The organism is Roseisalinus antarcticus (assembly GCF_900172355.1).
Classification (GTDB): Bacteria; Pseudomonadota; Alphaproteobacteria; order Rhodobacterales; family Rhodobacteraceae; genus Oceanicola; species Oceanicola antarcticus_A.
This window is the reverse complement of the sequence record NZ_FWFZ01000007.1, coordinates 37,129-61,158: the sequence shown is the minus strand read 5'-3', so window position 1 is coordinate 61,158 and position 24,030 is coordinate 37,129. Positions and strand designations below refer to the sequence as shown.

The following is a 24,030-nucleotide window of genomic DNA, read 5'->3' as shown; positions in this document are numbered from 1 at the left end:
AGAGGAAAAGGGCCAATGCTTGCGCCCACGGCCGCGCTGGGCCTAGCGTGGCGCGAAACAGGGGAGGGTTCGCAATGCCGGTGTGTCTCACGTTTGGCGACAGCAACACATACGGCACGCCGCCGATGGTCGCGCGGGGCGTGCCGGAGCGGTATGACCGTGGCGTCCGCTGGACAGGTGTCTGCGCCGCAGAGCTGGGGCCCGGGTGGGAGGTGGTCGAAGAGGGGTTGCCCGGCCGGACCGCGCAGTTCGAGGATCCGGTCATGGGGTCCTTCATGGATGGCCGCACGGGCCTGCGGATCGCGCTGCAGAGCCATGGGCCGATCGACGTTCTGACGGTGATGCTCGGGACCAATGACATCAAGACCCGGTTCGCCCCGGAGCCGGGGCGGGTGACGGCCGGCATCGCCTGCCTGCTGGACATCGCTCTGAGCGACGAGATGCAGCTTCGGCACGGCAGGTTCAGGGTGCTGGTGATCTGCCCGCCGAAGGTGCGCGAAGTCGGCATCCTGAAGGGAGAGTTCCTTGGCGCCGAAAGCGTCGCCGCCGCGCTGCCCGACCGCTACGCAGCCCTGGCCGCGGCGCGCGGGGCGGGCTTTCTGGACGCCAACAACATGATCTCTGTCAGCGATGTGGACGGGATCCACCTGGAGGCATCGGCGCACCGGGTGCTGGGGGCAGCCGTGGCCGATGCCGTGCGGTCGCTCTGAACGGAGACAGAAAATTCGCGAATTTTCTGGGCGCTCAAAGATCAAACGTCGCGAATACGGGCGCGTGGTCCGACGGCTGCTCCCACCCGCGCACGGCGCGCAGGATGCGGCTGTCGTGCGCGGCCCCGGCGATGTCGGGGGTTGCCCAGACATGGTCGAGCCTGCGCCCCTTGTCGGCCGCGTCCCAATCGGGAGAGCGGTAGGACCACCATGAATATAACGGTCCCTCGGGGATATCCGCCCGGGTTACGTCGACCCAGCCGCCGGCCTCCTGGGTCTCGGCCAGGTGCGCGACCTCGATCGGGGTATGGCTGACGACCTTCAGCAATTGCTTGTGGTTCCAGACGTCGTCCTCGCGCGGCGCGATGTTCAGATCGCCGACCAGGATCGACCGCTTCGGAGGCTCGGCGCGGAACGCGTCGCGCATCTCGGTCAGGTAGTCGAGCTTCTGGCCAAATTTCTCGTTCACCGTCCGGTCGGGCTTGTCGCCCCCGGCGGGCACGTAGAAATTGTGGATCACGACCCCGTTTTCCAGCTGCCCCGCCACATGCCGCGCGTGGCCCAGTCCGGCATAATCCGCGCCCCCGGCATCGACCAGAGGCAGGCGCGAGAGGATCGCCACCCCGTTGTAGCCCTTCTGCCCCCGCGCCACCATGTGGGTGTAGCCAAGCGCCTGGAAGGTCTCGACCGGGATTTTCTCGACCGGCGACTTGCACTCCTGAAGGCACAGGACATCGGGCCCTTCGTCGCGCAGCAACTGCGCGACGAGGCCTTCGCGAAGACGCACGGAATTGATGTTCCAGGTGGCGAGGGTGAAGGGCATCGGCGTCTCCTGTTGTCGTCCCCCTCATGCCAAGGCGCAGGCGCGGCCACAAGGGCCCGCGCCCCTCCGCGGCGCTAGGTCCGGGCCGCGGCCGCTGACGCAGATGCAGACGCCGGGGGGGCCATCGCGGGTGCCAGCCGGGCCAGGCCCGCGGTCAGGACATCGGGGGCGCAGGCATAGCCGATGCGCAGGGTCCCCTCCATCCCCATGACCGAACCGGGCGTGAACATCACACCGGTCTCGGCGATCAGCCGTTCCGCAAGGGCGTAGGACGGCTCCGCCCAGTCGTAGTGCAGGAGCGCCGTGGTCCCCGCCCGGGGCGGGACCCAGGACACGCCCGGGGTCGCGGCGATCCAGTCGGCCAGGACGGCCCGGTTTTCGCCGGCGATACGGCGGGCCCGACCCAGGATGGCGCTGGCCTCGGTCAGGGCGAGGCAGGCGAGGTAATCGTCCACTCGGCCCACGCTGATGGTCGAATAATCCCGGTGAACCTCCGCCGCGGCGATCAGCTCGGGCGGGCCGACGATCCAGCCCAGACGCAGACCCGCGAGCGAAAAGGCCTTGGACATGCCGCCGGTCGAGATGCCGCGCTCGTAGAGGTCCGCGATTGCCGGCGTCAGGCCTTCGGGGGCCGTGCCACGGTAGACCTCGTCGGACAGGATCCAGGCGCCGGCGGCGCGGGCGATCTCGACGATGGCGTCAAGCATCGGCGCGGGCATCAGGCTGCCCGTGGGATTGTTCGGGTTGGTCAGCGCAATGATCCTGGTGCCCGGCGTGACGAGCGCCCGCAGACGGTCGAGATCGGGCAGGTAGCCGTCCTCGGCGCGCAGGGGCAGGTCCGCCACCTCGGCCCCGAGCGAACGCGGGATCGCCGTATGCTGCTGGTAGGTGGGCGTGATGGCGACGACCCGGTCCCCCGGCTCGACCAGGGTCTGGTAGATCAGCATGTTCGCACCGATCGTGCCGTGGGTCACCAGCACGTTGCCGGCCCTTTTCGCGGCATGCAGCCCGGCCACCAGCCCGCGCAGCCGCTCGGACCCGGTGATCGGGCCATATGTCAGGGGAAGATCGGCCAGCGCCGCCTCGAGCCCGCCGCGCAGACCGGCGATCTCCAACAGCTCACCGACGGTGAGGGACTGGACACAGGTCTCGGCCAGGTTGAGCGCGCAGTTATTCTCCCAGGTATTCATCCATTGCTCGACTCCGAAGGGGGGAATCTGCATGGGGGCTCCTGTCTTGCTGGATCGGGCGGCTGTCGGTCAGGTCTCTAGCACCGCCGGGCGCCGCTGGGAAACGGGTCCGTTCAGCCCGGGCCGGCAGATCCGCCGCGCACGGGCCAGGTGTCGGTCAGGCGATAGCCTTCGGGCCAGGGGTCGTCGGGGTCCAGCATGTGCTGGTGGATGCCGGTGATCCAGCCCCGGCCGGTGATCTCGGGGATGATCGCCGGCCGGTCGCCCACCCGGGCCAGCCCGGCGATGCGTCCGTGGAACTCGGACCCGATCAGTGAGCGCACCGTCAGCGTATCGCCCGGCGACATCTCTCCCGCGGCATGCAGCAGCGCCATCCGGGCGGAGAGGGCGGTGCCGGTGGGCGAGCGGTCGATCTTGCCGGGCTGGATCGCCACCGCCGCCGACGCGGTCAGCCGCCCCGCCGCGCCCTCGACCGGCCCGGCGAAGAGGCAGAACGAGACATGGGACCAATCGGGGTTTTCGGGATGCACGAAGCCAAGCTGCGCATTGGCGGCATCGGTGATCCGCACGCCCAGTTGCGCAAGCTCCCGCGCCTCCGCCTCGACCAGCGCAAAGCCCAGCGCCGCGGCATCGACGACCACGAAGCTGTCACCGCCATAGGCCGTGTCCACGCGGATCGCCCCGAGGCCCGGCACCTCCAGCGTCAGCCCGAACCCGGCCGCGAAGGAGGGCAGATTGCGCACGGTGATGCGCCGGGCCTTGCCGCCCGCGCAGTCGGCGCGGACATGGACCAGCCCGCCCGGCGCCTCGAGCCACATCTCCGTCACCGGCTCCTGCATCGGGATGATACCGCCATCCAGCAGGACCGTCGCCACGCAGATGGCGTTGGAGCCCGACATCGGCGGCGTGTCCTCGGGCTCCATGATGATGAAGCCCATGGCCGCGTCGGGATGCCGGGGCGGCACCAGCAGGTTCACGTGACGAAAGACACCGCCCCGCGGCTCGTTCAGCATGAAATTGCGCAGGGTCCCGTCGCGGGCGATCCAGTCGCGCTGTGCCCAGAGCGTGTCGCCCGGCGGCGGGGCCACGCCGCCGACGATGACGTCGCCAACCTCGCCCTCGGCATGGGCCGAGATGACATGGATCGTCTTGCTGCTGCGCATGGGCCCCTCCCCCTGCCGGAAAGCTTCACGCTAGACAGGCCCCCGCGGCCGGGCAAGCCGCCGGCGCGTCAGCCCATGCTCGTGGGGTCCGCGCGGGCCAGGGCGCGGCGGGTATCGTCGCGCCAGCTCCATGCGGCGATGACGCCCCAGGCAACGCAGTAGCCCGCCCCGAGGACAAGCACGACGCTGCCGGGAAGCGGGCCGATGGCGGCGCGTTCGGTCAGCTCTGCAAAGCTGGTCAGAGGTGTCGGATGCACCACCAGCTTGCCGATATAGGCCGAGGTCTGGATCAGCAGGATCCAGAAATAATTGCGCCGGATCCGCCGGCCCACGGCGACACGCATCGAGACGTGATGGCGCGGCGTCCAGTAATCCTCGGCCAGGGTTCGTTGCCAGCCATCCTCCATGTGCAGATCGCCGTCATGCAGCATGGGCGCGAAGAAATGCACCTCCATCCAGCGGCAGCGCGCCCGCCAGACGTTGAAATAGCGATAGCGCCGGGCCTCGAGCATCAGGAAGAAGACGATCAGGATACCCACGAGGATGAGCGGCAGCGCCGAGGCCGCCGGCGAGGAGAAGGCGATGGACAGAGCGATGCCGAGGGTGACGACGGACCAGTTCGTCGTGGTGTCCAGCCGCGTGCGCCAAAGCGTCGAGCGATAGACCTCGCCGCGATAGAGATGGGCGATGGCGCCGATCTCGGCGGCATCGAGCTCCTTGCGATCGACTGGCCCGGCATCCGGCATGGCGTTTTCCTCCGACCCCAAGGTGCCACGGCTGGCATCAAACTGGCAAGGAAATCAACGTATCGGGGGGCGCGAAAGAAAGATGCCCGGGCCGGGGCCCGGGCATCTCGGGAGGGAGGATCGTTGCTGGCAACACCCCGCCAACAGGGGCTTTGGGGAGGTCTGCGATCCGGAACCGCGAACGGTCCGGATCACATCCTCGGGTCAGGCGACGAGGCGATATCCGCCGCTTTCCGTCACCAGCAGCCGCGCGTTCGACGGATCGGGTTCGATCTTCTGGCGCAGCCGGTAGATGTGGGTTTCCAGCGTATGGGTCGTCACGCCGGCATTGTAGCCCCAGACCTCGTGCAGCAGCACGTCGCGCGGGACCACGCCTTCCGTCGAGCGGTAGAGGAACTTGAGGATGTTCGTCTCCTTCTCGGTCAGGCGAATCTTCTTCTCGTCATCGTTCAGCAGCATCTTCTGCGCCGGACGGAATGAATACGGGCCGAGGGCAAAGACAGCGTCCTCGGACTGCTCGTGGGTGCGCAGCTGGGCCCGGATCCGGGCCAGCAGGACCGGAAACTTGAAAGGCTTCGTCACATAGTCGTTCGCCCCCGCGTCGAGACCCAGGATCTGGTCGCTGTCGGTGTCGTGCCCGGTCAGCATCAGGATCGGCGACTTGACCCCCTGCTTGCGCATCAGGCGGCACAGCTCGCGTCCGTCGGTATCGGGCAGGCCCACGTCCAGTATCACCAGATCGTGGTGCTGTTCCTTGGCGCGGGTCATCGCCTCGGACCCGTTGCCGGCTTCGAAGACGTCGAAATCCTCGGTCATCACGAGTTGCTCGCTCAGGGCCTCGCGGAGGTCATCGTCGTCGTCGACGAGTAGAATTTTCTTGAGTTGTCCCATTGGACCGCCTCCTTATCACTGTCCTGTGAGATGTGCGGCGACCGTGTCACGGGCAAGGATTGTGGCACGGTTTTCACGCGCTCGTGTAATGACAAACCCTAATGTTTCATTTTCGGCGTCCGAAGGCTATCTGGCGCAGGACCGCGGCAGTGTTCGCGCGCCGTCAAGCACGAGGCACCGACCGGGCAGATGGGACTTGCACCCGACATAACAGAGCTTCTGGCCCGTGCGCGGGGCGATCTGCGCATGGGGGTTCCCGTGGTGCTGACCGGCACCGAAGGCGCGGCCGTCGTGCTTGCGGCCGAGACGCTGACCGCGGATCGGCTGGCGGCGGCAAAGGCGCTGGGCGCGGCGGCGCTCGCCATCACCGGGCGCCGGGCCGAGACGCTGAAAGCCCGGGCCTATGACGGCGACGTGGCGCGTGTGCGGGTGCCGGCCGATGCCGATGCGGCCTGGGTCGCGGGGGTTGCCGATCCGGCAGGCGATCTGCGCACCCCGATGAAGGGCCCGCTGGTGACAGACCGGGACGGCACGGCGGACCTGCACCGCGCCGCGATCGCCCTGTGCAAGGCGGCGCGGCTGCTGCCCGCCGCCGTCGTCGTGCCGCTGGCCGATACGGACCTCGCCCTGCGCGAGGGTCTGACCGCCGTGCCGGCCGCCGATGTCTCGCCCGAGGGGCTGTCGCCGCTGCACCGGCTTGTGGCGGCCCGGGTGCCGCTGGAGGCGGCGGAGCGCTCAAGGCTGCACATCTTCCGGCCCGATGACGGCGCCGAGGAGCATTACGCGATAGAGATCGGCGACGCCGACCGAAACAAGCCGGTGCTCTGCCGGCTGCATTCGGCCTGTTTCACCGGCGACCTTCTGGGGTCGCTGAAGTGCGATTGCGGGCCGCAATTGCAGGGGGCGCTGGCGCAGATGGGCTCCGAGGGCGAGGGCATCCTGCTCTATCTCAACCAGGAGGGGCGCGGGATCGGACTTGCCAACAAGATGCGGGCCTACAGTCTTCAGGATCAGGGCTTCGACACGGTCGAGGCGAACCACCGGTTGGGCTTCGAGGACGACGAACGCGATTTCCGCATCGGTGCCGCGTTGCTGCGCGAGATGGGGTTCGCGAAGGTCCGGCTGATGACCAACAATCCCGCCAAGGTCGAGCGGCTGGAAAGCTGCGGCATCGAAGTGGTGGAGCGTGTCCCCCTCAAGGTGGGCGAGACCCGATTCAACCACCACTACCTGCAGACCAAGGCGCGGAAGTCGGGGCACCTGCTCTAGCGGGTCTTGCGGCTTGGGGGTGGGCTGGGGGCTGGCGCATTCGCCACGGCGCCCCTAGATCGGAGCAAAGCGCGAAAGGACGGACCCATGCGCCACTCGATCCTCGATCTTGCCCCCGTGCCCGAAGGCGCCGATGCCGCCCGGGCCATCTCCAATTCGGTGGACCTCGCCCGCCATGCCGAAAGCTGGGGATATCATCGCTACTGGCTGGCCGAGCATCACAACATGCCCGGCATCGCCAGCGCGGCGACCAGCGTCCTGATCGGTCACATTGCCGACGCCACCCGGACCATCCGGGTCGGTGCGGGCGGGATCATGCTGCCGAACCACGCGCCCCTCGCGATTGCCGAGCAATTCGGCACCCTTGCCACGATTCATCCGGGACGGATCGACCTCGGCCTGGGCCGTGCGCCCGGTGGCGACATGGCCGTCGCCCGCGCGATGCGCGTCACCCACGAATCGGCCGGACGATTTCCCGAGCAGGTGGCCGAGCTGCAGGCCTATCTCGGCGTCGGCCGCCCGGACATGCCGGTTCACGCCCATCCCGGCGAGGGCACCGAGGTGCCGCTCTGGATCCTCGGATCTTCGCTCTTCGGGGCGCAACTGGCCGCGCAGATGGGGCTTCCCTACGCCTTCGCCTCGCATTTCGCGCCCCAGGCGCTCGAGCAGGCGCTGGAGGTCTACCGACGCCAGTTCCGGCCCTCGGCGCAGCTCGACCGGCCCCATGCGATGATCGCGGTGAACGTCTTCGCCGCCGACACCGACGCCGAGGGCGCCTATCTGCGCACCACCATGCAGCAGGCGTTCGCCCGGCTCCGCTTCGGCGTGCCGGGGAAGTTGCCGCGCCCGGTGGCCGACATCGACGCCGAGATCGGCCCGGAGGTCCGCGATGCGGTTGACGGCGCCCTGAGGATCAGCGCGGTGGGCGCCCCCGCGACGGTTCGCCGGCAATTGTCCGAGATCGTGGAGCGTCACTGTCCCGACGAGCTGATCCTGACCGGGCAGATCCACGACCACGCCGCACGTCTGCGCTCGTTCGAGATCGCCGCCGAAGTGCTCGGAACGCTCGAAGCCCGGGCGGCTTGATGCGGCCGACCGACATGGTGCTGAGCCCGCGGGGCCTGCGCTTCATGGGCCGGACGTTTCCCTGCGCCATCGGGCGCGGCGGGCTGACCGGCAACAAGCGCGAAGGCGACGGCGCGACCCCGCGCGGCGCCCATGACATCGTCGGCATGCTTTACCGCCCCGACCGTATCGCGAAACCCGCCGGCTGGGCGGTGCCGATCCGGCCCGGCGACCTCTGGTCCGACGATCCGGCGGACGAGGACTACAACCTGATGGTCGGCGCCCCCTACCCGCACAGCCACGAGGCCCTGCGCCGCGCCGATCCGCTTTATGATTTGCTGCTGATCACCGACTGGAACTGGCCCCGGGCGGTGCGCGGGCGGGGGTCGGCGATCTTCGTGCATGTCTGGCGCAAACCCCGGCACCCGACTGCCGGCTGCGTGGCGCTGTCGCGGACGGATCTTCTGTGGATCGCGCCGCGCCTGCGCCACGGCGTCAAGCTTATCGTCGCCTAGGTCGGACGTTCCCCGAAGATCGCCGACCCCACGCGGACGTGGGTCGCCCCCTGGGCGATGGCGCGCTCGAAATCGCCGCTCATGCCCATGGACAGTCCCTCCAGCCCGTTGCGCTCGGCGATCCGGGCCAGCAATGCGAAGTGGAGCGCGGGCTCCTCGTCGACCGGCGGGATGCACATCAGGCCGCGCACCGGCAGGTCCAGGCCCCGGCACTCCGCCACGAAGGCGTCGGCCCCGGACGGCAGCACACCGGCCTTCTGCGGCTCCTCGCCGGTGTTGATCTGAAGAAAGAGGTCGGGACAGGCGCCCGTCTCCTGCGCCAGCCGGGCGATGGCCTGGGCGATCTTGGGCCGGTCGACCGAATGGATCGCCTCGAAAAGCTCCATCGCCTGGCGCGCCTTGTTGGACTGCAACGGGCCCAGCAGATGCACTTCCAGACCGGAAAACCGCTCGCGCCAATCCGGCCATTTCCCGGCGGCCTCCTGCACACGGTTCTCGCCGAACAGCCGGTGCCCCCGGTCAAGAATCGCCTCGACCCGCTCCGGCGGCTGCAGCTTGGAAACGGCGATAAGACGGGTCGAACCGGGCGCCCTGCCAGCTGCAGTTTCGGCCGCGAGGACTCGCGCCTGAATTTCCGAAAGCGACATGTGCAAGTTCCTTTGTTTCCACGTTATTTCCCGAATTCCAACCAGCGACGCCCGCCAGACCGATGCGGAGTCGGCGGCGGGCCGCCGAGCACCCCCCGCAACTGTGTGGCGTTAGTGCATCATTTCGATGGCACTGTCCAAGGTCCGATCCCATTGCTCTTGAGTGTGCAGGGGGTTCAGCGCAAAGACACATTCAATGCTAGTGCAACTGGCATTCTCGGGAATGCAAACACGAGGGAATATCATGAAAAGCATCCTCCTCGCATCCGCTTCGATCGTGGGCCTCACGATCGCGGGCGCGGCCTCCGCAGAAGTCGGCTTTGCCGGCGATGCGACTGTCGGCTACAACGACACCGACGGCTTCGACACCGACGCCCAGGGCTTCTACTTCAGCTCGAACGTCGCTGTCACCCTGTCGACCACCACTGACAACGGCTTGACCGCTGCCGCCACGTTCGACTTCGACGTCCTCGACGTTGAAGAAGATGGCGACACCGACGGCCTCGGCCTCGACCTGTCCTCCGGCGGCTTCCTGCTGTCGTTGACCAGCGAAGGCGCCAGCATGTTCTTCGGCGACACCGCTTTTGCCGCCCAGACCTACTACGCCGGCGCCGGCGACCTCGAAGCCGACGGCTTCTCGGAAGCTGACGGCGAAATCGTTCTGCGTGGCGAGGCCATGTTCGGCTCCTTCACCGGCGGCTTCTCCTACGTTGTGGCCGACGTTGACGGCAACCTGGTCGGTGACGACGCAGGCGTCGACAGCGACTTCGACCAGCTGTCGGTCGGTGCTGTCGGCACCTTCGGCAACTTCACCGTCGGCATGGCCTACCAGGCCGAGTCCGATGCGGTTGCCGGCGGGTCCTACGACCCCTCCGCCAACGGCGACTTCACGATGGACGAGATCTTCGCGATCTTCGGCTCGACCACCGTCGGTGCCGCTGACATCTCCATCGCGTACGCTTCGAACCAGACCATGGACACCTCGTCCACTGGTGTCGCGATCGCCTACCCGTTCGGCCCCGTTGTCCTCGGCGCAGCTTTCGGTTCGAACCCCGATGGGATCGACACCTATGAGGTTTCCGTCGGCTATGCCAACGGCCCCGTCACTGTTGATGTTGTCTACGCCGACAACGTCGACGGCACCGACGAGGAAGTCACCCTCGACGCCACCTACGACGTTGGCAGCGGTGTGACCATCATGGCTGGCATGAACGACGGCGACGGCACTGCCGAAACCGACTACTACATCGGTGGCACGCTGGCCCTGTCCGACAACGTCTCGCTGCTGGCCTCCTATGCCGTCGACGACGACCAGTCCGAAGAAGACGCAATCGGCGCTCCTGAGCTTCAGGAAGGCACCACCGTCGAGATGTCCTTCACCTTCTGATCGAAGGCTGCAAGGCAGAGATCGGAGCGGCTCCCCCGGGAGCCGCTCCTTTTCGTTTGGGGGAGCCGTGCCGCACCTGGCCCTCTCCGAACGCCGCGATGGCGCCGCTGCGATCGGGGCTGCCGCCCTTTTGACAGCGCACGACTTGTCAAAGGCTTGTTCGCTGCCTGCCCCTCGGATAGACCAAGAAGAAATCGTTCGGGGCAAAGGGGATCACCTTGCGCAGCAAAGTCATGACAGGGCGCATCGCTCTCGCCATCAGCCTGTTGTCGCTCGCGGCCTGCGGCGGCGGCGGCTCGCTTGGATCCACGCCTTTCGCCTCGCTCGGATCGGGGCCCGGCACGTCGCCCCCGGCCACCCGCCAGGCCACCCGGGCCCGGGGCGCTGAGAGCGTCGCGGTCAACCGCTACCTCTGGAACGCCTCGCTCGATGTGCTGAGCTTTCTGCCGATCCAGTCGGTCGACCCGTTCACCGGTGTGATCGTCATGGGCTACGGCACCCCGCCGGGCGGCGGCCGCGCCTACCGCGCCACCGTCTACGTCTCGGATCCGGCGCTGGACGCGCGGGCGCTGAACGTCGCGCTCGCCTCCCGCAACGGACCGGTCGCCGAGGAAACCAGCCGCGCCGTCGAGGATGCGATCCTCGCCCGCGCCCGCGAGCTGCGCATTCGCGACGGTCAACTCTAGCCACCGGCCGCAGCAGGGGCTACCACCATGCCGGGCCCCGCGCCCGGCTTTCGCATGTGTAAGGACGGACGAGAATGTCGCGCTACGAGCCATCCCTGATCGAGCCCAAGTGGCAGGGCGCCTGGAATGAGGCCGAAACCTTCAAGGCCGTCCGGTCGGAGGACAAGCCGAAGTACTACGTGCTGGAAATGTTCCCCTATCCCTCGGGGCGCATCCACATCGGCCACGTGCGCAACTACACGATGGGCGACGTGATTGCGCGCTACAAGAAGGCGGTGGGGCACAACGTGCTGCACCCGATGGGCTTCGACGCGTTCGGGATGCCGGCCGAGAATGCCGCCATGGCCTCGGGCGGGCACCCCAAGACCTGGACCTACGACAACATCGACACGATGGTCTCGCAGATGAAGCCGCTGGGCTTTGGCCTCGACTGGTCGCGGATGTTCGCCACCTGCGACCCGGAATATTACGGCCAGCAACAGGCCCTGTTCCTGGATTTCCTCGAGGCCGGTCTGGTCTATCGCCGCAATGCCGTCGTGAACTGGGACCCGGTCGACATGACCGTTCTGGCGAACGAACAAGTGATAGACGGCAAGGGCTGGCGGTCCGGCGCCGAAGTGGAACGGCGCGAGCTGACGCAATGGTTCTTCAAGATTTCGGACTTCGCCGAAGAGCTGCTGGACGCGATCGACGGGCTGGACGACTGGCCTGCCAAGGTCAAGCTGATGCAGGCCAACTGGATCGGCCGGTCGCGCGGGCTGCAGTTCGCCTTTTCGACCGTCGAGGCCCCGGAGGGGTTCGACCGGATCGAGGTCTACACGACCCGCCCCGACACGCTGATGGGCGCGTCGTTCGTCGGCGTCTCGCCCGACCACCCGCTTGCGCGGCAGCTGGAGCGGCACTCGCCCGAGGTCGCCGCCTTCTGCGCCGAAGCCCGCAAGGGCGGCACCACCGAAGAGGCGCTGGAAAAGGCCGAGAAGCTGGGCTTCGACACCGGCATCAAGGTCCGCCATCCCTTCGATACCAGCTGGGAACTGCCTGTCTATATCGCGAATTTCATCCTGATGGAGTACGGCACCGGCGCGATCTTCGGCTGCCCCGCCCATGACCAGCGCGACCTGGACTTCGCCCGCAAATACGACCTGCCTGTCGCCTCGACCTTCGTGCCGCTGGCGGGCGACCATGTGCTGCCGGAGGACGGCGGCGAGGCCTATGTGCCGCCCAAGACGGAAACCGTGCGCTTCGTGCGTGGACTTCAGGGCGAGGTCGAGCAGACGGGCGAGGAAGCCATCGATTCGACCGTGGACTTCTGCGAGGCAAACGGCGTCGGTCAGGGCGTGACCAAGTTCCGCCTGCGCGACTGGGGCCTCTCGCGTCAGCGCTACTGGGGCTGCCCGATCCCGGTGGTGCATTGCGACACCTGCGGCGTGGTCCCCGAGAAGAAGGAGAACCTGCCCGTGGTGCTGCCCGACGATGTCGGCTTCGACATCCCCGGCAACCCGCTGGACCGGCACCCCACCTGGCGCGACACCCCTTGCCCGAAATGTGGCGCCACGGCGCGGCGCGAGACCGACACGATGGACACCTTCGTGGATTCGTCCTGGTATTACGCCCGCTTCACCGCCCCCCGCGCCGAGACGCCGACCGACATGGCCGAGGCCGCCTACTGGATGAACGTCGACCAGTATATCGGCGGCATCGAGCACGCGATCCTGCATCTGCTCTATTCGCGGTTCTTCGCCCGGGCGATGCAGATCACCGGCCACTTGCCGGCCTCGGCGATCGAGCCGTTTGACGCTCTCTTCACGCAAGGCATGGTGACCCACGCGATTTTTGAGACGAAGGACGCCAACGGCCGCCCGGTCTATCACTTCCCCGAGGAAGTGGAGCTGGTCGACGGCGGGGCTCGGCTGAAGGACGGAACAGCGGTGGAGGTGACCTCGTCGGCCAAGATGTCGAAATCAAAGAAGAACGTGGTCGACCCCGCCGACATCATCGCCCGCTACGGCGCCGATACGGCACGCTGGTTCGTGCTGTCGGATTCGCCCCCCGAGCGGGACGTGGAATGGACCGCCTCCGGTGCCGAGGCCGCCTATCGCCACCTGGGCCGCGTCTACCGCATCGCCGCCGAGGTGGCCGGGGCAGAGGACACGCCGGGCAAGGGCGACGAAGACCTGCTGCGGGCCATGCACAAGTGCATCTTCGACGTGACGCAAGGGGTCGAGAGCTTCGGCTTCAACGCCGCCATCGCGAAGCTCTATGCCTTCACCAACACCCTGCAGAAGTCGGGCGCCGGCACGGCCGCCAAACGCGAGGCGGCGCGCACGCTGGCGCAGCTCATGTCGCCGATGACGCCGCACCTGGCCGAGGAGATCTGGCAGATGCTGGACGGCGTGGGGCTGGTGGCCGAGGCGGACTGGCCGCAAGCAGACGAGGCGATGCTGGTCGAGGACAGCGTGACGCTGCCGATCCAGATCAACGGCAAGCGCAAGTCCGAGATCACGGTCGCCAAGGACCTGCCGAAGGACGAGGTCGAGAAGGTCGTGCTGGCCGATCCGGCGGTTCAGAAGGCACTGGATGGCGGCAGCCCGAAGAAGCTGATCGTCGTACCGGGGCGGATCGTGAATGTGGTCGTCTGAGGCCAGGCTCTCCCGCCGCGCGGCGCTGTTCGGCGCCGCTGTCCTGCTGGCCGCCTGCGGCTTCAGCCCGGTCTACGGGCCCGGCAGCGTGGCCGAGCGGCTGCGGGGCCAGGTCTCGGTCGAGGCGCCCGCGACCGACACCGGCTATCGCCTGCGCCAGCGGCTGATTCAGCGGCTGGGGGCGGCCGATGCGCCGCGCTATCATATCGTCGTCGCGCTGGATCTGCGCGACGCCGCGGTGGCGATCACCGCCGAGCAGGCGACCACGCGGTTCAACCTGCCCGGTGCGGCGCAGTATCGTTTGACGGACCGCACCACGGGCGACCTGATCCAGAGCGGCACAGTGGATACCTTCACCAGCTATTCGGCCACCGGCACGGCCGTCTCGACCTTCGCCGCCGAGGCGGACGCCCGCCGTCGCCTGGCCGTCGCGCTCGCCGACCTCATCGTGACGCGTCTCGCGACGGTGACCTTGCCATGAAGCTCTCGCCGCGCGAGGCACCGGGCTATTTCCGGGCGCCCGATCCGCGGCGGCCGGGGCTGCTGATCTACGGCGGCGACACCATGCGGGTCGCCTCGCGCCGGCAAGAGGTGATCGCCGCGCTGGTTGGACCGGAGGGCGAGTCAGAGATGCGGCTGACCCGCCTGCCTGCCTCGGACCTGCGCAAGGATTCGGCCGCGCTGCTGGACGCTGTGAAGGCGCAGGGCTTCTTTCCTGGGCAACGGGCGGTCTTTGTCGAAGAGGCCACCGACACGGCCACTCAGGCGCTCTCTGCGGCACTGGAGGATTGGCGCGAGGGCGATGCGGTCATGGTGGTCACTGCCGGCCAGCTGACCGCCCGATCCAGCCTGCGCAAGCTCTTCGAAGGCCACCGCACGGCCTATGCTGTCGGCATCTACGACGACCCGCCCGGCCGGGAAGAGATCGCGCGGATGCTGTCCGATGCCGGTCTGGACCGGTTGACCTCCGATGCCGAGGCCGCGCTTGGCCTGCTGGGGCGCGAACTGCCGCCGGGTGACTTTCGCCAGACCCTGGAAAAGCTCGCGCTCTACAAGCACGGTGATCGGTCCGAGGCGACGGCCGAGGAGGTCCAGCTGGTCGCCCCGCAGGCGCCCGACGCGGCGCTCGATGACCTGCTGGAGGTCGTGGCCTCCGGCAAGCCGCGCGAGATCGGCCCCATGCTGCGGCGGCTCATGGCGCAGGGTGTGCTGCCGGTGACGCTGTGCATCGGCGCGTTGCGCCATTTCCGCCAGTTACACACGGCGGCATCGGATCCCGGCGGCGCGGGGGCGGGGGTCGGACGGCTGCGGCCGCCGGTCTTCGGCCCGCGTCGGGACCGGATCGTGCGCCAGGCGCAGCATTGGGGGATGTATCGGCTGGAGACCGCGCTGTCAGTCCTGACCGATACGGATCTGCAATTGCGCTCGGTCTCAACCGCGCCTCAGATGGCGCTTATGGAGCGGGCGTTGATCCGTCTGGCCATGCTGGCCGCGCAGTCGCGCTGAGCCGCTCTGCAACGGCCACTGGCCTCTGCGACAGCGGGAAGCCGGCCCGACAAAACGCCCCCCGGAAACTGAACAAGGCGAGCCCTGAGGCCCGCCTTGTCAAATTCAGTCACACCCGAGAGGGGCATGGAAACCGATCTTAGTGATCGCTCTCTTCGTCCTCGTCGGTGTTCGCGGCAGCAACGGCAGCGATCAGGCCGAGGGGGATGAGGACGCCAACAGCGCCGCCGCCCAGGGAACCAAGCGAACCCAGCGAGCCGGTCGGAGCCGGGGGATCGATCATCGGGGGGGGGATGACAACGATTTCGTCGTCGAAGCCGCCAGCGGTAGCCGACAGACCGGAAACAGCGAGCAGTGCCGCCGCGGTGAGGGTAGTGATGCGCATTATTGATACTCCATCAGGTGCGTTTCGTTAGGCCCAAAGCTTGTTTACCGTCCAAAGGACCGAAACTCAAGCCGTAGCGCCTACATTTCTCTAGAGTCTCTCGGTGTCAAGGTAGCCGACAGGCGGAGAAATGAGCTGGCGCGACTTCCAAACAACACCTGCCTGATCGATCCAATAGGTATTGGTGAAGCGCTGACCGCCGGATTGGCAGTTTTCCTCATACTTTACAGTGTCATAGCTGTATTCGTAGATGGTGATCGGGTCACTTCCGACACGATTGATTCGGCAGTCGAAATCGACCCGGACAATGGCATCGTTACCGTCAAGGTATTCGTGCACCCTCCGCGCCTCTCCCCCACCCTGACGCATGGCTGCAACGGTCCCCGAAACGCTGGCCGCAATCAGGTCGGGGCCGAGTCCGCGGGTCGCCACGAGAAGGCCCTGTTCGTAGGTCACCGAAATGCCGTCTTCGCTGAGCCAGGTGATCTTGCGGCCGTTCTCGCCGGCGCGCTGCAACAGCGCGAAAGACTGGCGGGACGGCACCGAGGCGTAGAGGAAATCCATTCCCGACTCTTCCACCAGCGCACGGGAGATGCCGGGCCCGGTCGGCCCGCTTTCCCCGCGCCCGCCGGAGAGCAGCGGCACGATCCCGTTGCGCACGATGCTGAGCACATCCGGCGCGTCTTCGTACCGGGGGCCGCAGGCCGTGAGGGTCAGCGCTCCGGCGGCGAGGGCCACCCAGCGTGTAAGACGGGTTGCTTTCATCGCCAGTACCTTCCCCAGCTGTCTTCGATCATCGGGCTCTGGGCGTCGCGCAGCGTCTCGTAGAGCCGGTTGTCAAGCTCGAGCCGCGCGCCGCCGTTGCGCCGCAGGGATGCAAATTGGGTATCGAACGCCTGCCGGTTCGGGGTTCCGATGCTCCAGTCGGTCGGGATCGTCACCCGCAGACCCTTGGCGAAGGACCCCTGGCCGTAATCCTCGAAACTCACGTTCGTCCGGGTGAAATAGGCCCCGACGCGCCAGCCGTTGTCGAATTCACGGTCCAGCGCGAAGGTCGCGCCCCAATCCCCGGCCAGGTAGCGGCCCGCGTCCACCTGGGCGTGGTAGCCGTTGCCGAGGTCGTAATAGGCCGAGGCATGGCCCGTCACGACATCGTAGTCGCGGAAGCCCAGCATCAGGTCGAAGTCGCGCTGCATGACGTAATTGGCCTCGACCCCGAGCGCGAGGCGGCTGCCCACCGGGCGCCACAGAAGCTCGGTCGAGATCCCGCCGAACATCTCCTCAAGGTAGCCGATGGAGACCCGGCTGTAGAGGTTTTGCGCGGGCCGGCCGAAATGGGTCAGCGTCAACCGCTCGATCGAGGGGTTGCCCTCTTCGTGGTAGGAGTTCGCCTGGGTCCGGACCGGGGGCAGCGCCCCGTCGTTCACCCGGTCGTCCGGATCCCGGTCGCCGAAGACGCGGTAGCGGACGGCGCCCGACAGCACGAGGTTGGGCCGCACGTAGTAATCGGCCGAGGCCTCGATGCCGATGGAGGCGTAGAACGGGTAATCCGGATCGAACAGGCGCGGCGCGAAATAGGGCGCGATGCCCCACTGGAAGCGCGGCTCGCCGTTGTCGACAGCGACGATTCCCGCGTTTGTCCCGGCCGGATCGGCAAAGACCGCGCGGTCGAGGCTGGCGGCTGTCCCGCCGGCGACGTTCTCGAGCTGCTCGATATCGGACCGGCGGAAGGTCACCGACGCCACCGGCACTCCGGCACGAACCGGCTCCAGCGTGATCACCTCGATCGACGCGGGCAGGGCATTGGTCAGGATGCGGTTGATCCGTCCCATGGCCTGCGCCTCTGTGCGGTATTTGGTGTTCTCATATCGGATGCGGATCGAGCGGTCGGTCAGCTCGACGCCGGTCACCTCCTGCCCATCGGAGGCGAGCGTCTGCGCGATCAGGTCGCGCAAGGTCCCCTCTGGCAAGGCCGAGCGGTTCCAGGACAGCGCCGCGCGGGTGTCGGCGGGGCGCACCGCCACCGGCACCGGTGCCGGGTCCATGCCGCCGAAGGTCGGCCGCTCGAACGGGTTCACGGAGAAGGTGGCCGCAAGCGACAGCGTCGAGCCGTTGAGATAGGCGAGCTGCACCGCGTATTCCGGGCGCGGCGTGTAGGTCACACCGAAGTTGAGCGGGCTCTCGTGATCGTATGTCCCGCGCCCGGCCTGGCGGGTATAGGCATCGGTCGAATATTCCACGACGCCCGTGAACCGGTCGTTGAAGCGGTATTCCACGCCGCCGAACACCGCGGCATCGCCACGGAAGAACGCCGCATCGCCGACCGTGCCGCCTTCACCGTAGAAGGATTCGTCGTCCTGGTTCGGCCGGGTCTCGAACCCCTCGTCGATCACGCCGAGCGGGTTGGTGAAGCCGCCCTCGGACCCAAGCCGCCCCCAGCCGAGACCGGCGGTCACGCGCAGACGGTCGCCGAAAGTCTTGGTCGCCGCGATATATTCGCCGGAATAACGGCCCGTACCGAGGAAATCGCGCAGGCCGACCGTCATCGCGGGCAAGTAGCGGCCTTCGTCGACGAACCTGTAGCGGATGTCGAAGCTGCGATCGTAGGTGGCTTTCTCGCCCGGCCCGCCGAACTGGTCGATCCGGCTGTAACGGAAGGTGCCGCCCAGCCGGTCCGAGATCTGGAAGCTCATCGTGTAGCGCTGCTGAAGGTCGAACCCGCCCACGGTCAGCGAGAACTGCGCGTCCGGTTCGCTGAGGCCCGAAGGCATCTCGATCAGGCCCGGCGTGCCGTAGGTCGTGTAGGACGGGCGCCAGTCGGACTGCGCCGCGGCGGCGCCCGCCCACAGGGCAAGGCCGGTCAAGATCGTGGTCGTTCGCAATCGCATCGGGCACCCCCAGCCGAAAAGTCTTGCAACGTCTTTACGTCATACACGCGCCGGAGAGAAGCCGCCCCCGCGAGCTAGTTGCGCAATCGGAGGGATGTTGCGCCCTCGTCACCGGGCCAGACCGGCGTTGGACGCCATATCGGGGACGGAGGACGCCTGCCGAGGCCGGCCCCGACCACCGACGCAGTCGAAGATTTATCATTCATTTCCAGCGTCTTGAACAATCGGATCGGGCCGGCTCGACGGCGCGGCACCAAGGGCTGGAACGAACCGGCCTGCCAGCGCGTCGGACCCCTGTTTTCCTGTCCTCTCGGTCGGCGGCCTGCCCTGTGGCAGGCTCATTTCCGGGGCAAGGGGCCACGCGCCGGGCCGTCCGCGGGCTTGTCATCTGCCCGGGATTGCCCAAGTTTGCGAGTGACGGGTCACGGGTTGCCGGGGCCGAAGCCCACCCATGCACAAGGCCCATGCCGAAGGACGGTTTTGCGCTTTTACCAATGGCCCCAACACGAGTCCGAAAGGCGAAGCCCCATGCCGATAGACGCCCTCCTCCACGCCTGCCCCACCATGTCGACGGCGCCGAAACCCGCGGCCGGGCGGCGGGGCGCGATCACATGGGCTTGATGCTGGAGGGCCGATATCTGGCCGAGGATCCCGCCCCGCAGACCGCCGATGACGGGACGTTTCAACGCACGAAATCCACGATTCGCGACTGGATCGGCACCGACGCCCACCCGGTGGAGCCGGGGCGCTATCACCTTTATGCCGCGTGGAACTGCCCCTGGGCGCACCGTGCTCTTTTGACGCGGGTGTTTCTCGGGCTGGAGGACGCGATCGGCGTCTCCTACGCGCGGCCCCGGCGGACCGATCAGGGCTGGGTCTATGACCCGGAGGGGCCCTATTCCGACCCGGAACTGGGCGTGGCGGCCTTGCACGAGGTCTATGCCCGCCAGCCCGAGCCCTATACCGGACGGGTCACCGTGCCCGTCCTCTGGGACCGCGTGGCCCGGCGCATCGTGTCCAACGAATCCGCGGACGTGATCCGGATGTTGGGCCGGTTTCCCGGCGTCCCCGACCTTTGCCCCGCGGCGCTGCGCCCCGAAATCGACCGCTGGAACGCGCTGATCTACGACACGCTCAACAACGGCGTCTACCGCGCGGGCTTCGCCCGGACGCAAGAGGCCTATGACGCGGCGGTGGTCGAGGTCTTCGACACGCTCGCCCGGATCGAGGCGCATCTGGAGGCGCACGACTGGCTTGCCGGCGATGTGATGACAGAGGCCGACGTGCGGCTTTTCCCGACCCTCGCGCGGTTCGACGTGGCCTATCACTATGCCTTCAAATGCAACCTGCACCGGCTGATCGACCATCCCAACCTCTGGGACTACGCGCGGCGCATCTATGCAATGCCGGGCGTCGCCGAAACGGTCCGATTCGACATCTACAAGGGGGGCTATTTCTCCCCGTCCGAGTTGCGCAACCCATTGGGAATAGTTCCGAAAGGCCCGATCATCGACTGGTCGCTCTGACGGCTGCGGCTTGGCCGGCATGGCGCCCGGTCGCAAGGCAGCCGGTGATGAGGTAGCCGCCCGTCGGCGCATCCCAATCCAGCATCTCGCCGGCGGCGTAGGTGCCCGGGCGGACGGTCAGCATCAGGTCGGCGTCCAGGGCGGAGAGGCGCAGCCCCCCGGCGGTCGAGATCGCCTCGTCCAGCGGGCGCGGCCCGGCATGGCGCAGGGGCAGCGCCTTCAGAAGCGGGGCCAGATCGTCGGGCAAGGGGCGCCCGAACTCCTGCAGCAGCGCCAGTTGCGCAGGGCCGAGGCCCAACGTGCGGCGCAGGTGGTTGGCCAGCGTCGCCTTGCCCCGAGGCCGCGCGAGGCGGCGGCGCAGATCATCGACGCTCCGGTCCGGGGCGAGGTCCAGCGTCAACGGCACCTCCTGACGCAACGCCGGCGTGAGGGTGTAGAGGCCCCCGCCCTCCAGACCCCGCCCCGAGATCACGAATTCGCCCCGGCTGGTCGTCCCGCCTGCGGTCAGCGCACAGCCCTTCACGGGGCGCCCGTAGTGCCGGGCCATTGGCGCCGACCACTCGACACAGAGCCCGGCGTTCGCGGGCGCGAACGGGGCCAGCGCTTCGGGCGGGAAGGCCCCGGCCCAGGCGCCGTCGGACCCCAACCGCCGCCAGCTGGCCCCGCCCATGGCCAGCACCGTGACCTTCGGCGTCAGCAGCCGGGCGCCCTGGGGCGTCTCGAAGCGCGGGGCCCCGTCGCTCCAGCCGGTCCAGCGCCAGCGGGTGCGCAGCCGCACCCCCCGCCCGTCGAGCCGCGCGAGCCAGGCCCGCAACAGGGGCGAGGCCTTCATCACGGTCGGAAAGACCCGGCCGGTGCTGCCGGTGAACAGGGTCTGGCCCAGCCCCTCTGCCCAGGCGCAGACCTGCGGCGGCCCGAAGTCCGCGAGGATCCCGCGAAGGCTGTCGGGCACGGGCCCGAAGGCGGCGAGATAGGACGCGAGCGGCTCCTCCCGCGTCAGGTTCAGCCCGCTTTTGCCCGCCATCAGGAACTTGCGCCCCGGGGCCGGCATGGCGTCGGCGACCAGCACCGACACCCCCGCGGCCGAAAGCTCCTCTGCGGCCATCAGGCCCGCCGGTCCAGCGCCAATCACCAGCGCGTCGGGGTTGTCATCATGGGGCGTCATGGCAGTCTCTTGGCGTTCGGGGCTGCAAAGGACAAGGACGATGCCGCAGGACGATCCCATTTGCGGCCTGTGCGGACGGCCGATTCCGCCGACCGTGCCGCAAAGCCTCCACCACCTGGTGCCCAAGCTCAAAGGCGGCAAGGGTGGCCCTGTCGTTCTGCTTCACCACATCTGCCACCGCGAGATCCATGCGACCCTGACCGAGGTCGAGCTTGCCCGCGACTTCGCCACGCTGGAGGCGCTGCGTCAGCATCCCCGTCTGGCCCGGTTCATCGCGTGGATCCGAAAGCGCCCGCCGGCGTTCCGGTCCAGGGTGCCGGGCGGGCACAGGAAACGCTGACCGCCGCGGCGACGCCAATCGAAGGCGAATCGGGCCGGACCCGACCTAGACCAGCCCGACCTTCGACCGGATCTCGTCGTCCTTCAGCGAGATATCGTCGCCGAGCCAGGGGTCGGCCTCGGGGCCGCACATCCACAAGAGCGCCTCGGCCGGCCATTCCGGCGGCACATGGTCGGACCAGTCGAGCTTGCTGACCGGGTTCACGCCGGAGGCCTTGATCTCGCGCTGCATCTCGGTGGCGACGGTGCCGGGCGACAGGCCCAGCGCACGGATTCCCTTGTCGCGGTATTCCTTGTCGGCCATCCGCGTCAGCATGTAGGCGCCCGCCTTGGACGAGCAGTAATGCGACCAGGCCTCGACCGGGGCATGGGCCGCGCCTGACGAGATCGTGATGATCGTCCCGCCCGACTGGGCGAGCATGACGGGGAGGACGGCGCGCATGCCGTGGAAGACGCCCTTGAGGTTGACGTCGATCACCTGCGACCATGCGGCCGGGTCCGCCTCGGCGATATGGGCGATCGGGTCGATCACGCCGGCATTGCCGATGAAGACGTCCAGCCGGCCGAAGGTCTGCACAGCGGCCTCCACCGCGGCATCGACCTCCCAGTAGCGCGAGACGTCACAGGGCACGGCCAGCGCGGCCGGTCCGATCTCTCCGGCGACCTCGGCCACCTTGTCCCCATTGCGCGCGAGCAGCACGACCTTTGCCCCTGCATCGGCAAAGCGATGCGCCGCGGCGGCGCCGATTCCGCGGCTTGCCCCGGTGATAACGACGACCTTGCCAGTCATATCCATGAAACCGATCCTCTGACATCTTTCTTAAAGACCTGAAGCCAACTAGGTTCAGGTCAAGATTTCCCGACCTTGACCTGAAGCGCCGGGACGGGAAACCTGTCGAAATGAATTAACAGGGAAGTGTCGAACATGACCATTAATAATACAACGGGCCGAGCTGTCCTTATTGCGAGCCTGCTCGGCAGCACCGCCGCCACCGCGGACGTGACCGCCCAGGAGGTCTGGACCACGTTCAAGGACAATCTCGCCATCTACGGCGAACAGTCCCTGACGGTCGGATCCGAGTCCATGGACGGCGGCGTGCTGACCGCGTCGGATGTGGTCCTGACCTTCTCCGATCCCGAAGTGACCGTGACCAGCAACATGGGCACCATCACGTTCACCGAACAGGGTGACGGCACGGTGGCGATCGACATGGCTGAGGTCACGCCGATGACCGTGGAACTGACGCCAACCTACGGCGGAGCGACCACGATCAACATGTCGGTCACCCAGGAAGGCGCGAGCCTCGTCGCCGGCGGCACGCCCGAGGAAATAAGCTATGACCTCACCGCCGCCCGCTACACGATTTCGCTGGACAGCATCGAGGGCGAGACCGAGGACGTGATCGTGAACGCCGTCCAGCTGGTGATGTCCGATATAGAAGGCGGCTACGTCATGAGCAGCGCCGACGGTCTGGACAACGTCGAATACGGCTTCAGCACCGGCGAGATCAGCGCCGTCGTTGACATCGCCGAAGACGGCGGCCCCGGCACGTTCCAGTTCCTGGGCACGATCAGCGATCTGGAAACTGATGCCGTCGCGGCCGTGCCAAGCGAGATGGACATCGACTCGCCCGAGACGGCGTTTGTCGACGGCCTGTCGCTCGACGCCGGCTATTCCTTCGGCGCGTCGAACTACGCCTTCAGCTTCACCGAGCGCAACGACACCATCCAGGGCACCGCTTCCGCCGAGGGCGGCGATCTGAACATCTTCATGGATGCGAGCGGCTTTGCCTATTCCGGCGGGGCCATGGCGCCCCATGTCACCTTCGCCGGCCCGGACCTGCCGTTCCCCGTGGACGTGTCGATGGCCGAATACGGCTATGCGATCGAGATGCCGCTGGCCGCGACCGAGGACTCCGAGGAATTCGGCCTCGCGATCCTGCTCAGCGAGCTGTCGGTCAACGAAGAGGTCTGGGGCATGGTCGATCCGACCGGCATGCTCAGCCACGATCCGGCGACGGTCAGCGTCGACGTGTCGGGCACGGGCAAGCTCTATTTCGACGTGCTCGACCCCGCGCAGATGCAGTCGATGATGATGTCCGACATGCCCGGCGAGCTCGAATCGCTGAGCATCAACGACCTGACGATCAGCGTCGCGGGGCTCAACGTGCTGGGCGGTGCCGAGTTCACCTTCGACAATTCCGACCTCGAGACATTCGGCGGCTTCCCGGCCCCCGAGGGCTCGGCAGAGCTTCAGGTCAGCGGTGCGAACCAGCTGATCGACAGCCTGGTCCAGATGGGTCTGCTGCCCGAAGACCAGGTCATGGGCGCCCGGATGATGATGGGCATGTTCGCCAACACCGTCGGCGACGACCAGCTGGAATCCTCGCTGGAGGTCAACGACCAGGGTCACATCATCGTCAACGGCCAGCGCATCCAGTGATGCGGGCCTGACGTGCCCCTTGGAACGGGCCGCGCGGTGATGCCATC

23 protein-coding genes are annotated in these 24,030 nt (G+C 67.6%); 12 read left to right on the top strand and 11 right to left on the bottom strand.

All coding sequences use genetic code 11. The features are described 5' to 3' along the window. The first annotated feature begins 74 nt into the window (after positions 1–74). Positions 75–710 carry an SGNH/GDSL hydrolase family protein gene (locus ROA7023_RS08570; RefSeq protein ID WP_085878609.1) on the top strand — a complete coding sequence of 212 codons (636 nt, stop codon included), beginning with the start codon at positions 75–77 and terminating at the stop codon, positions 708–710. A 34-nt stretch (positions 711–744) separates the two neighbouring features. Here the strand turns inward: ROA7023_RS08570 and ROA7023_RS08565 are convergent, their stop codons facing one another. From ROA7023_RS08565 to ROA7023_RS08545, 5 genes are all read right to left on the bottom strand, one after another. Continuing rightward, on the bottom strand, positions 745–1,533 hold the full coding sequence (locus tag ROA7023_RS08565; RefSeq protein WP_085878608.1) for an exodeoxyribonuclease III: 789 nt from the start codon (positions 1,531–1,533) through the stop codon (positions 745–747). A gap of 74 nt (positions 1,534–1,607) precedes the next feature. Continuing rightward, complete coding sequence (locus tag ROA7023_RS08560; protein WP_085878607.1) at positions 1,608–2,756, bottom strand: aminotransferase class I/II-fold pyridoxal phosphate-dependent enzyme; 1,149 nt, start codon at positions 2,754–2,756, stop codon at positions 1,608–1,610. 80 nt (positions 2,757–2,836) lie between these two features. Then, positions 2,837–3,886, bottom strand: a complete 1,050-nt coding sequence (locus tag ROA7023_RS08555; protein ID WP_085878606.1) for a trans-3-hydroxy-L-proline dehydratase — start codon at positions 3,884–3,886, stop codon at positions 2,837–2,839. Between the two features lie 68 nt (positions 3,887–3,954). Continuing rightward, on the bottom strand, positions 3,955–4,632 hold the full coding sequence (locus ROA7023_RS08550; protein ID WP_085878605.1) for a DUF2270 domain-containing protein: 678 nt from the start codon (positions 4,630–4,632) through the stop codon (positions 3,955–3,957). A 204-nt stretch (positions 4,633–4,836) separates the two neighbouring features. Further along, positions 4,837–5,523 carry a response regulator transcription factor gene (locus tag ROA7023_RS08545; RefSeq protein ID WP_085878604.1) on the bottom strand — a complete coding sequence of 229 codons (687 nt, stop codon included), beginning with the start codon at positions 5,521–5,523 and terminating at the stop codon, positions 4,837–4,839. A 189-nt stretch (positions 5,524–5,712) separates the two neighbouring features. Between ROA7023_RS08545 and ribA the strand changes: the two genes are divergently transcribed. The 3 genes from ribA to ROA7023_RS08530 all read left to right on the top strand — a co-directional run bounded on the left by ribA (position 5,713) and on the right by ROA7023_RS08530 (position 8,372). Next, positions 5,713–6,792: a GTP cyclohydrolase II gene (ribA, locus tag ROA7023_RS08540; RefSeq protein ID WP_085878603.1), complete on the top strand. Its 1,080-nt coding sequence runs from the start codon at positions 5,713–5,715 to the stop codon at positions 6,790–6,792. Positions 6,793–6,879: 87 nt separating this feature from the next. Then, complete coding sequence (locus tag ROA7023_RS08535) at positions 6,880–7,878, top strand: LLM class flavin-dependent oxidoreductase (protein WP_085878602.1); 999 nt, start codon at positions 6,880–6,882, stop codon at positions 7,876–7,878. Then, positions 7,878–8,372, top strand: coding sequence for a L,D-transpeptidase family protein (locus ROA7023_RS08530; protein ID WP_085878601.1), 495 nt, complete (start codon positions 7,878–7,880; stop codon positions 8,370–8,372). The genes ROA7023_RS08535 and ROA7023_RS08530 overlap by 1 nt, the downstream gene beginning before the upstream one ends. On the opposite strand, the gene ROA7023_RS08525 is transcribed toward ROA7023_RS08530, so the two are convergent. Continuing rightward, positions 8,369–9,019: a YggS family pyridoxal phosphate-dependent enzyme gene (locus ROA7023_RS08525; protein ID WP_085878600.1), complete on the bottom strand. Its 651-nt coding sequence runs from the start codon at positions 9,017–9,019 to the stop codon at positions 8,369–8,371. The genes ROA7023_RS08530 and ROA7023_RS08525 overlap by 4 nt on opposite strands. A gap of 244 nt (positions 9,020–9,263) precedes the next feature. On the opposite strand from ROA7023_RS08525, the gene ROA7023_RS08520 reads away from it, so the two are divergent. From ROA7023_RS08520 to holA, 5 genes are all read left to right on the top strand, one after another. Beyond that, positions 9,264–10,406, top strand: a complete 1,143-nt coding sequence (locus tag ROA7023_RS08520; RefSeq protein WP_085878599.1) for a porin — start codon at positions 9,264–9,266, stop codon at positions 10,404–10,406. A gap of 233 nt (positions 10,407–10,639) precedes the next feature. Continuing rightward, on the top strand, positions 10,640–11,092 hold the full coding sequence (locus ROA7023_RS08515; protein ID WP_085878598.1) for a DUF3576 domain-containing protein: 453 nt from the start codon (positions 10,640–10,642) through the stop codon (positions 11,090–11,092). A 74-nt stretch (positions 11,093–11,166) separates the two neighbouring features. Next, entirely contained in the window at positions 11,167–13,731 is a 2,565-nt protein-coding gene (gene leuS / locus ROA7023_RS08510) for a leucine--tRNA ligase (RefSeq protein ID WP_085878597.1), read from the top strand. Next, on the top strand, positions 13,718–14,212 hold the full coding sequence (lptE, locus tag ROA7023_RS08505) for an LPS assembly lipoprotein LptE (protein WP_085878596.1): 495 nt from the start codon (positions 13,718–13,720) through the stop codon (positions 14,210–14,212). Before leuS ends, lptE begins: the two co-directional genes overlap by 14 nt. Continuing rightward, positions 14,209–15,237, top strand: coding sequence for a DNA polymerase III subunit delta (gene holA / locus ROA7023_RS08500; protein ID WP_085878595.1), 1,029 nt, complete (start codon positions 14,209–14,211; stop codon positions 15,235–15,237). Before lptE ends, holA begins: the two co-directional genes overlap by 4 nt. Positions 15,238–15,376: 139 nt before the next feature. Here the strand turns inward: holA and ROA7023_RS08495 are convergent, their stop codons facing one another. The 3 genes from ROA7023_RS08495 to ROA7023_RS08485 all read right to left on the bottom strand — a co-directional run bounded on the left by ROA7023_RS08495 (position 15,377) and on the right by ROA7023_RS08485 (position 18,510). Beyond that, on the bottom strand, positions 15,377–15,622 hold the full coding sequence (locus ROA7023_RS08495; RefSeq protein WP_085878594.1) for a hypothetical protein: 246 nt from the start codon (positions 15,620–15,622) through the stop codon (positions 15,377–15,379). 90 nt (positions 15,623–15,712) lie between these two features. Beyond that, positions 15,713–16,387: a YjbF family lipoprotein gene (locus ROA7023_RS08490; protein ID WP_085878593.1), complete on the bottom strand. Its 675-nt coding sequence runs from the start codon at positions 16,385–16,387 to the stop codon at positions 15,713–15,715. Next, the gene (locus ROA7023_RS08485) at positions 16,384–18,510 is read right to left on the bottom strand and encodes a YjbH domain-containing protein (protein ID WP_085878592.1); all 2,127 of its coding nucleotides are present in this window, start codon (positions 18,508–18,510) and stop codon (positions 16,384–16,386) included. Before ROA7023_RS08485 ends, ROA7023_RS08490 begins: the two co-directional genes overlap by 4 nt. A gap of 611 nt (positions 18,511–19,121) precedes the next feature. Between ROA7023_RS08485 and ROA7023_RS08480 the strand changes: the two genes are divergently transcribed. Beyond that, positions 19,122–20,036 carry a glutathione S-transferase family protein gene (locus tag ROA7023_RS08480; protein WP_085878591.1) on the top strand — a complete coding sequence of 305 codons (915 nt, stop codon included), beginning with the start codon at positions 19,122–19,124 and terminating at the stop codon, positions 20,034–20,036. On the opposite strand, the gene ROA7023_RS08475 is transcribed toward ROA7023_RS08480, so the two are convergent. Then, complete coding sequence (locus tag ROA7023_RS08475) at positions 20,017–21,201, bottom strand: TIGR03862 family flavoprotein (protein ID WP_085878590.1); 1,185 nt, start codon at positions 21,199–21,201, stop codon at positions 20,017–20,019. The two genes, ROA7023_RS08480 and ROA7023_RS08475, sit on opposite strands and share 20 nt — an antisense overlap. 40 nt (positions 21,202–21,241) lie before the next feature. On the opposite strand from ROA7023_RS08475, the gene ROA7023_RS08470 reads away from it, so the two are divergent. Continuing rightward, entirely contained in the window at positions 21,242–21,541 is a 300-nt protein-coding gene (locus ROA7023_RS08470) for an HNH endonuclease (RefSeq protein WP_085878589.1), read from the top strand. Between the two features lie 45 nt (positions 21,542–21,586). Here the strand turns inward: ROA7023_RS08470 and ROA7023_RS08465 are convergent, their stop codons facing one another. After that, positions 21,587–22,336, bottom strand: a complete 750-nt coding sequence (locus ROA7023_RS08465; protein ID WP_085878588.1) for an SDR family oxidoreductase — start codon at positions 22,334–22,336, stop codon at positions 21,587–21,589. A gap of 129 nt (positions 22,337–22,465) precedes the next feature. On the opposite strand from ROA7023_RS08465, the gene ROA7023_RS08460 reads away from it, so the two are divergent. After that, positions 22,466–23,983 carry a DUF2125 domain-containing protein gene (locus ROA7023_RS08460; protein WP_143535493.1) on the top strand — a complete coding sequence of 506 codons (1,518 nt, stop codon included), beginning with the start codon at positions 22,466–22,468 and terminating at the stop codon, positions 23,981–23,983. Positions 23,984–24,030 lie beyond the last annotated feature (47 nt).

Excerpts from the sequence above, each read along its gene's own strand:
- ROA7023_RS08520 (WP_085878599.1), top strand. The coding sequence starts at position 9,264 with ATGAAAAGCATCCTCCTCGCATCCGCTTCGATCGTGGGCCTCACGATC.
- ROA7023_RS08550 (WP_085878605.1), bottom strand. The coding sequence starts at position 4,632 with ATGCCGGATGCCGGGCCAGTCGATCGCAAGGAGCTCGATGCCGCCGAG.
- ROA7023_RS08485 (WP_085878592.1), bottom strand. The coding sequence starts at position 18,510 with ATGCGATTGCGAACGACCACGATCTTGACCGGCCTTGCCCTGTGGGCG.
- holA (WP_085878595.1), top strand. The coding sequence starts at position 14,209 with ATGAAGCTCTCGCCGCGCGAGGCACCGGGCTATTTCCGGGCGCCCGAT.
- lptE (WP_085878596.1), top strand. The coding sequence starts at position 13,718 with ATGTGGTCGTCTGAGGCCAGGCTCTCCCGCCGCGCGGCGCTGTTCGGC.
- ribA (WP_085878603.1), top strand. The coding sequence starts at position 5,713 with ATGGGACTTGCACCCGACATAACAGAGCTTCTGGCCCGTGCGCGGGGC.
- ROA7023_RS08565 (WP_085878608.1), bottom strand. The coding sequence starts at position 1,533 with ATGCCCTTCACCCTCGCCACCTGGAACATCAATTCCGTGCGTCTTCGC.
- ROA7023_RS08475 (WP_085878590.1), bottom strand. The coding sequence starts at position 21,201 with ATGACGCCCCATGATGACAACCCCGACGCGCTGGTGATTGGCGCTGGA.
- ROA7023_RS08555 (WP_085878606.1), bottom strand. The coding sequence starts at position 3,886 with ATGCGCAGCAGCAAGACGATCCATGTCATCTCGGCCCATGCCGAGGGC.
- leuS (WP_085878597.1), top strand. The coding sequence starts at position 11,167 with ATGTCGCGCTACGAGCCATCCCTGATCGAGCCCAAGTGGCAGGGCGCC.
- ROA7023_RS08525 (WP_085878600.1), bottom strand. The coding sequence starts at position 9,019 with ATGTCGCTTTCGGAAATTCAGGCGCGAGTCCTCGCGGCCGAAACTGCA.
- ROA7023_RS08530 (WP_085878601.1), top strand. The coding sequence starts at position 7,878 with ATGCGGCCGACCGACATGGTGCTGAGCCCGCGGGGCCTGCGCTTCATG.
- ROA7023_RS08460 (WP_143535493.1), top strand. The coding sequence starts at position 22,466 with ATGACCATTAATAATACAACGGGCCGAGCTGTCCTTATTGCGAGCCTG.
- ROA7023_RS08490 (WP_085878593.1), bottom strand. The coding sequence starts at position 16,387 with ATGAAAGCAACCCGTCTTACACGCTGGGTGGCCCTCGCCGCCGGAGCG.
- ROA7023_RS08495 (WP_085878594.1), bottom strand. The coding sequence starts at position 15,622 with ATGCGCATCACTACCCTCACCGCGGCGGCACTGCTCGCTGTTTCCGGT.
- ROA7023_RS08515 (WP_085878598.1), top strand. The coding sequence starts at position 10,640 with ATGACAGGGCGCATCGCTCTCGCCATCAGCCTGTTGTCGCTCGCGGCC.
- ROA7023_RS08570 (WP_085878609.1), top strand. The coding sequence starts at position 75 with ATGCCGGTGTGTCTCACGTTTGGCGACAGCAACACATACGGCACGCCG.
- ROA7023_RS08480 (WP_085878591.1), top strand. The coding sequence starts at position 19,122 with ATGGGCTTGATGCTGGAGGGCCGATATCTGGCCGAGGATCCCGCCCCG.
- ROA7023_RS08560 (WP_085878607.1), bottom strand. The coding sequence starts at position 2,756 with ATGCAGATTCCCCCCTTCGGAGTCGAGCAATGGATGAATACCTGGGAG.
- ROA7023_RS08545 (WP_085878604.1), bottom strand. The coding sequence starts at position 5,523 with ATGGGACAACTCAAGAAAATTCTACTCGTCGACGACGACGATGACCTC.
- ROA7023_RS08465 (WP_085878588.1), bottom strand. The coding sequence starts at position 22,336 with ATGGATATGACTGGCAAGGTCGTCGTTATCACCGGGGCAAGCCGCGGA.
- ROA7023_RS08535 (WP_085878602.1), top strand. The coding sequence starts at position 6,880 with ATGCGCCACTCGATCCTCGATCTTGCCCCCGTGCCCGAAGGCGCCGAT.
- ROA7023_RS08470 (WP_085878589.1), top strand. The coding sequence starts at position 21,242 with ATGCCGCAGGACGATCCCATTTGCGGCCTGTGCGGACGGCCGATTCCG.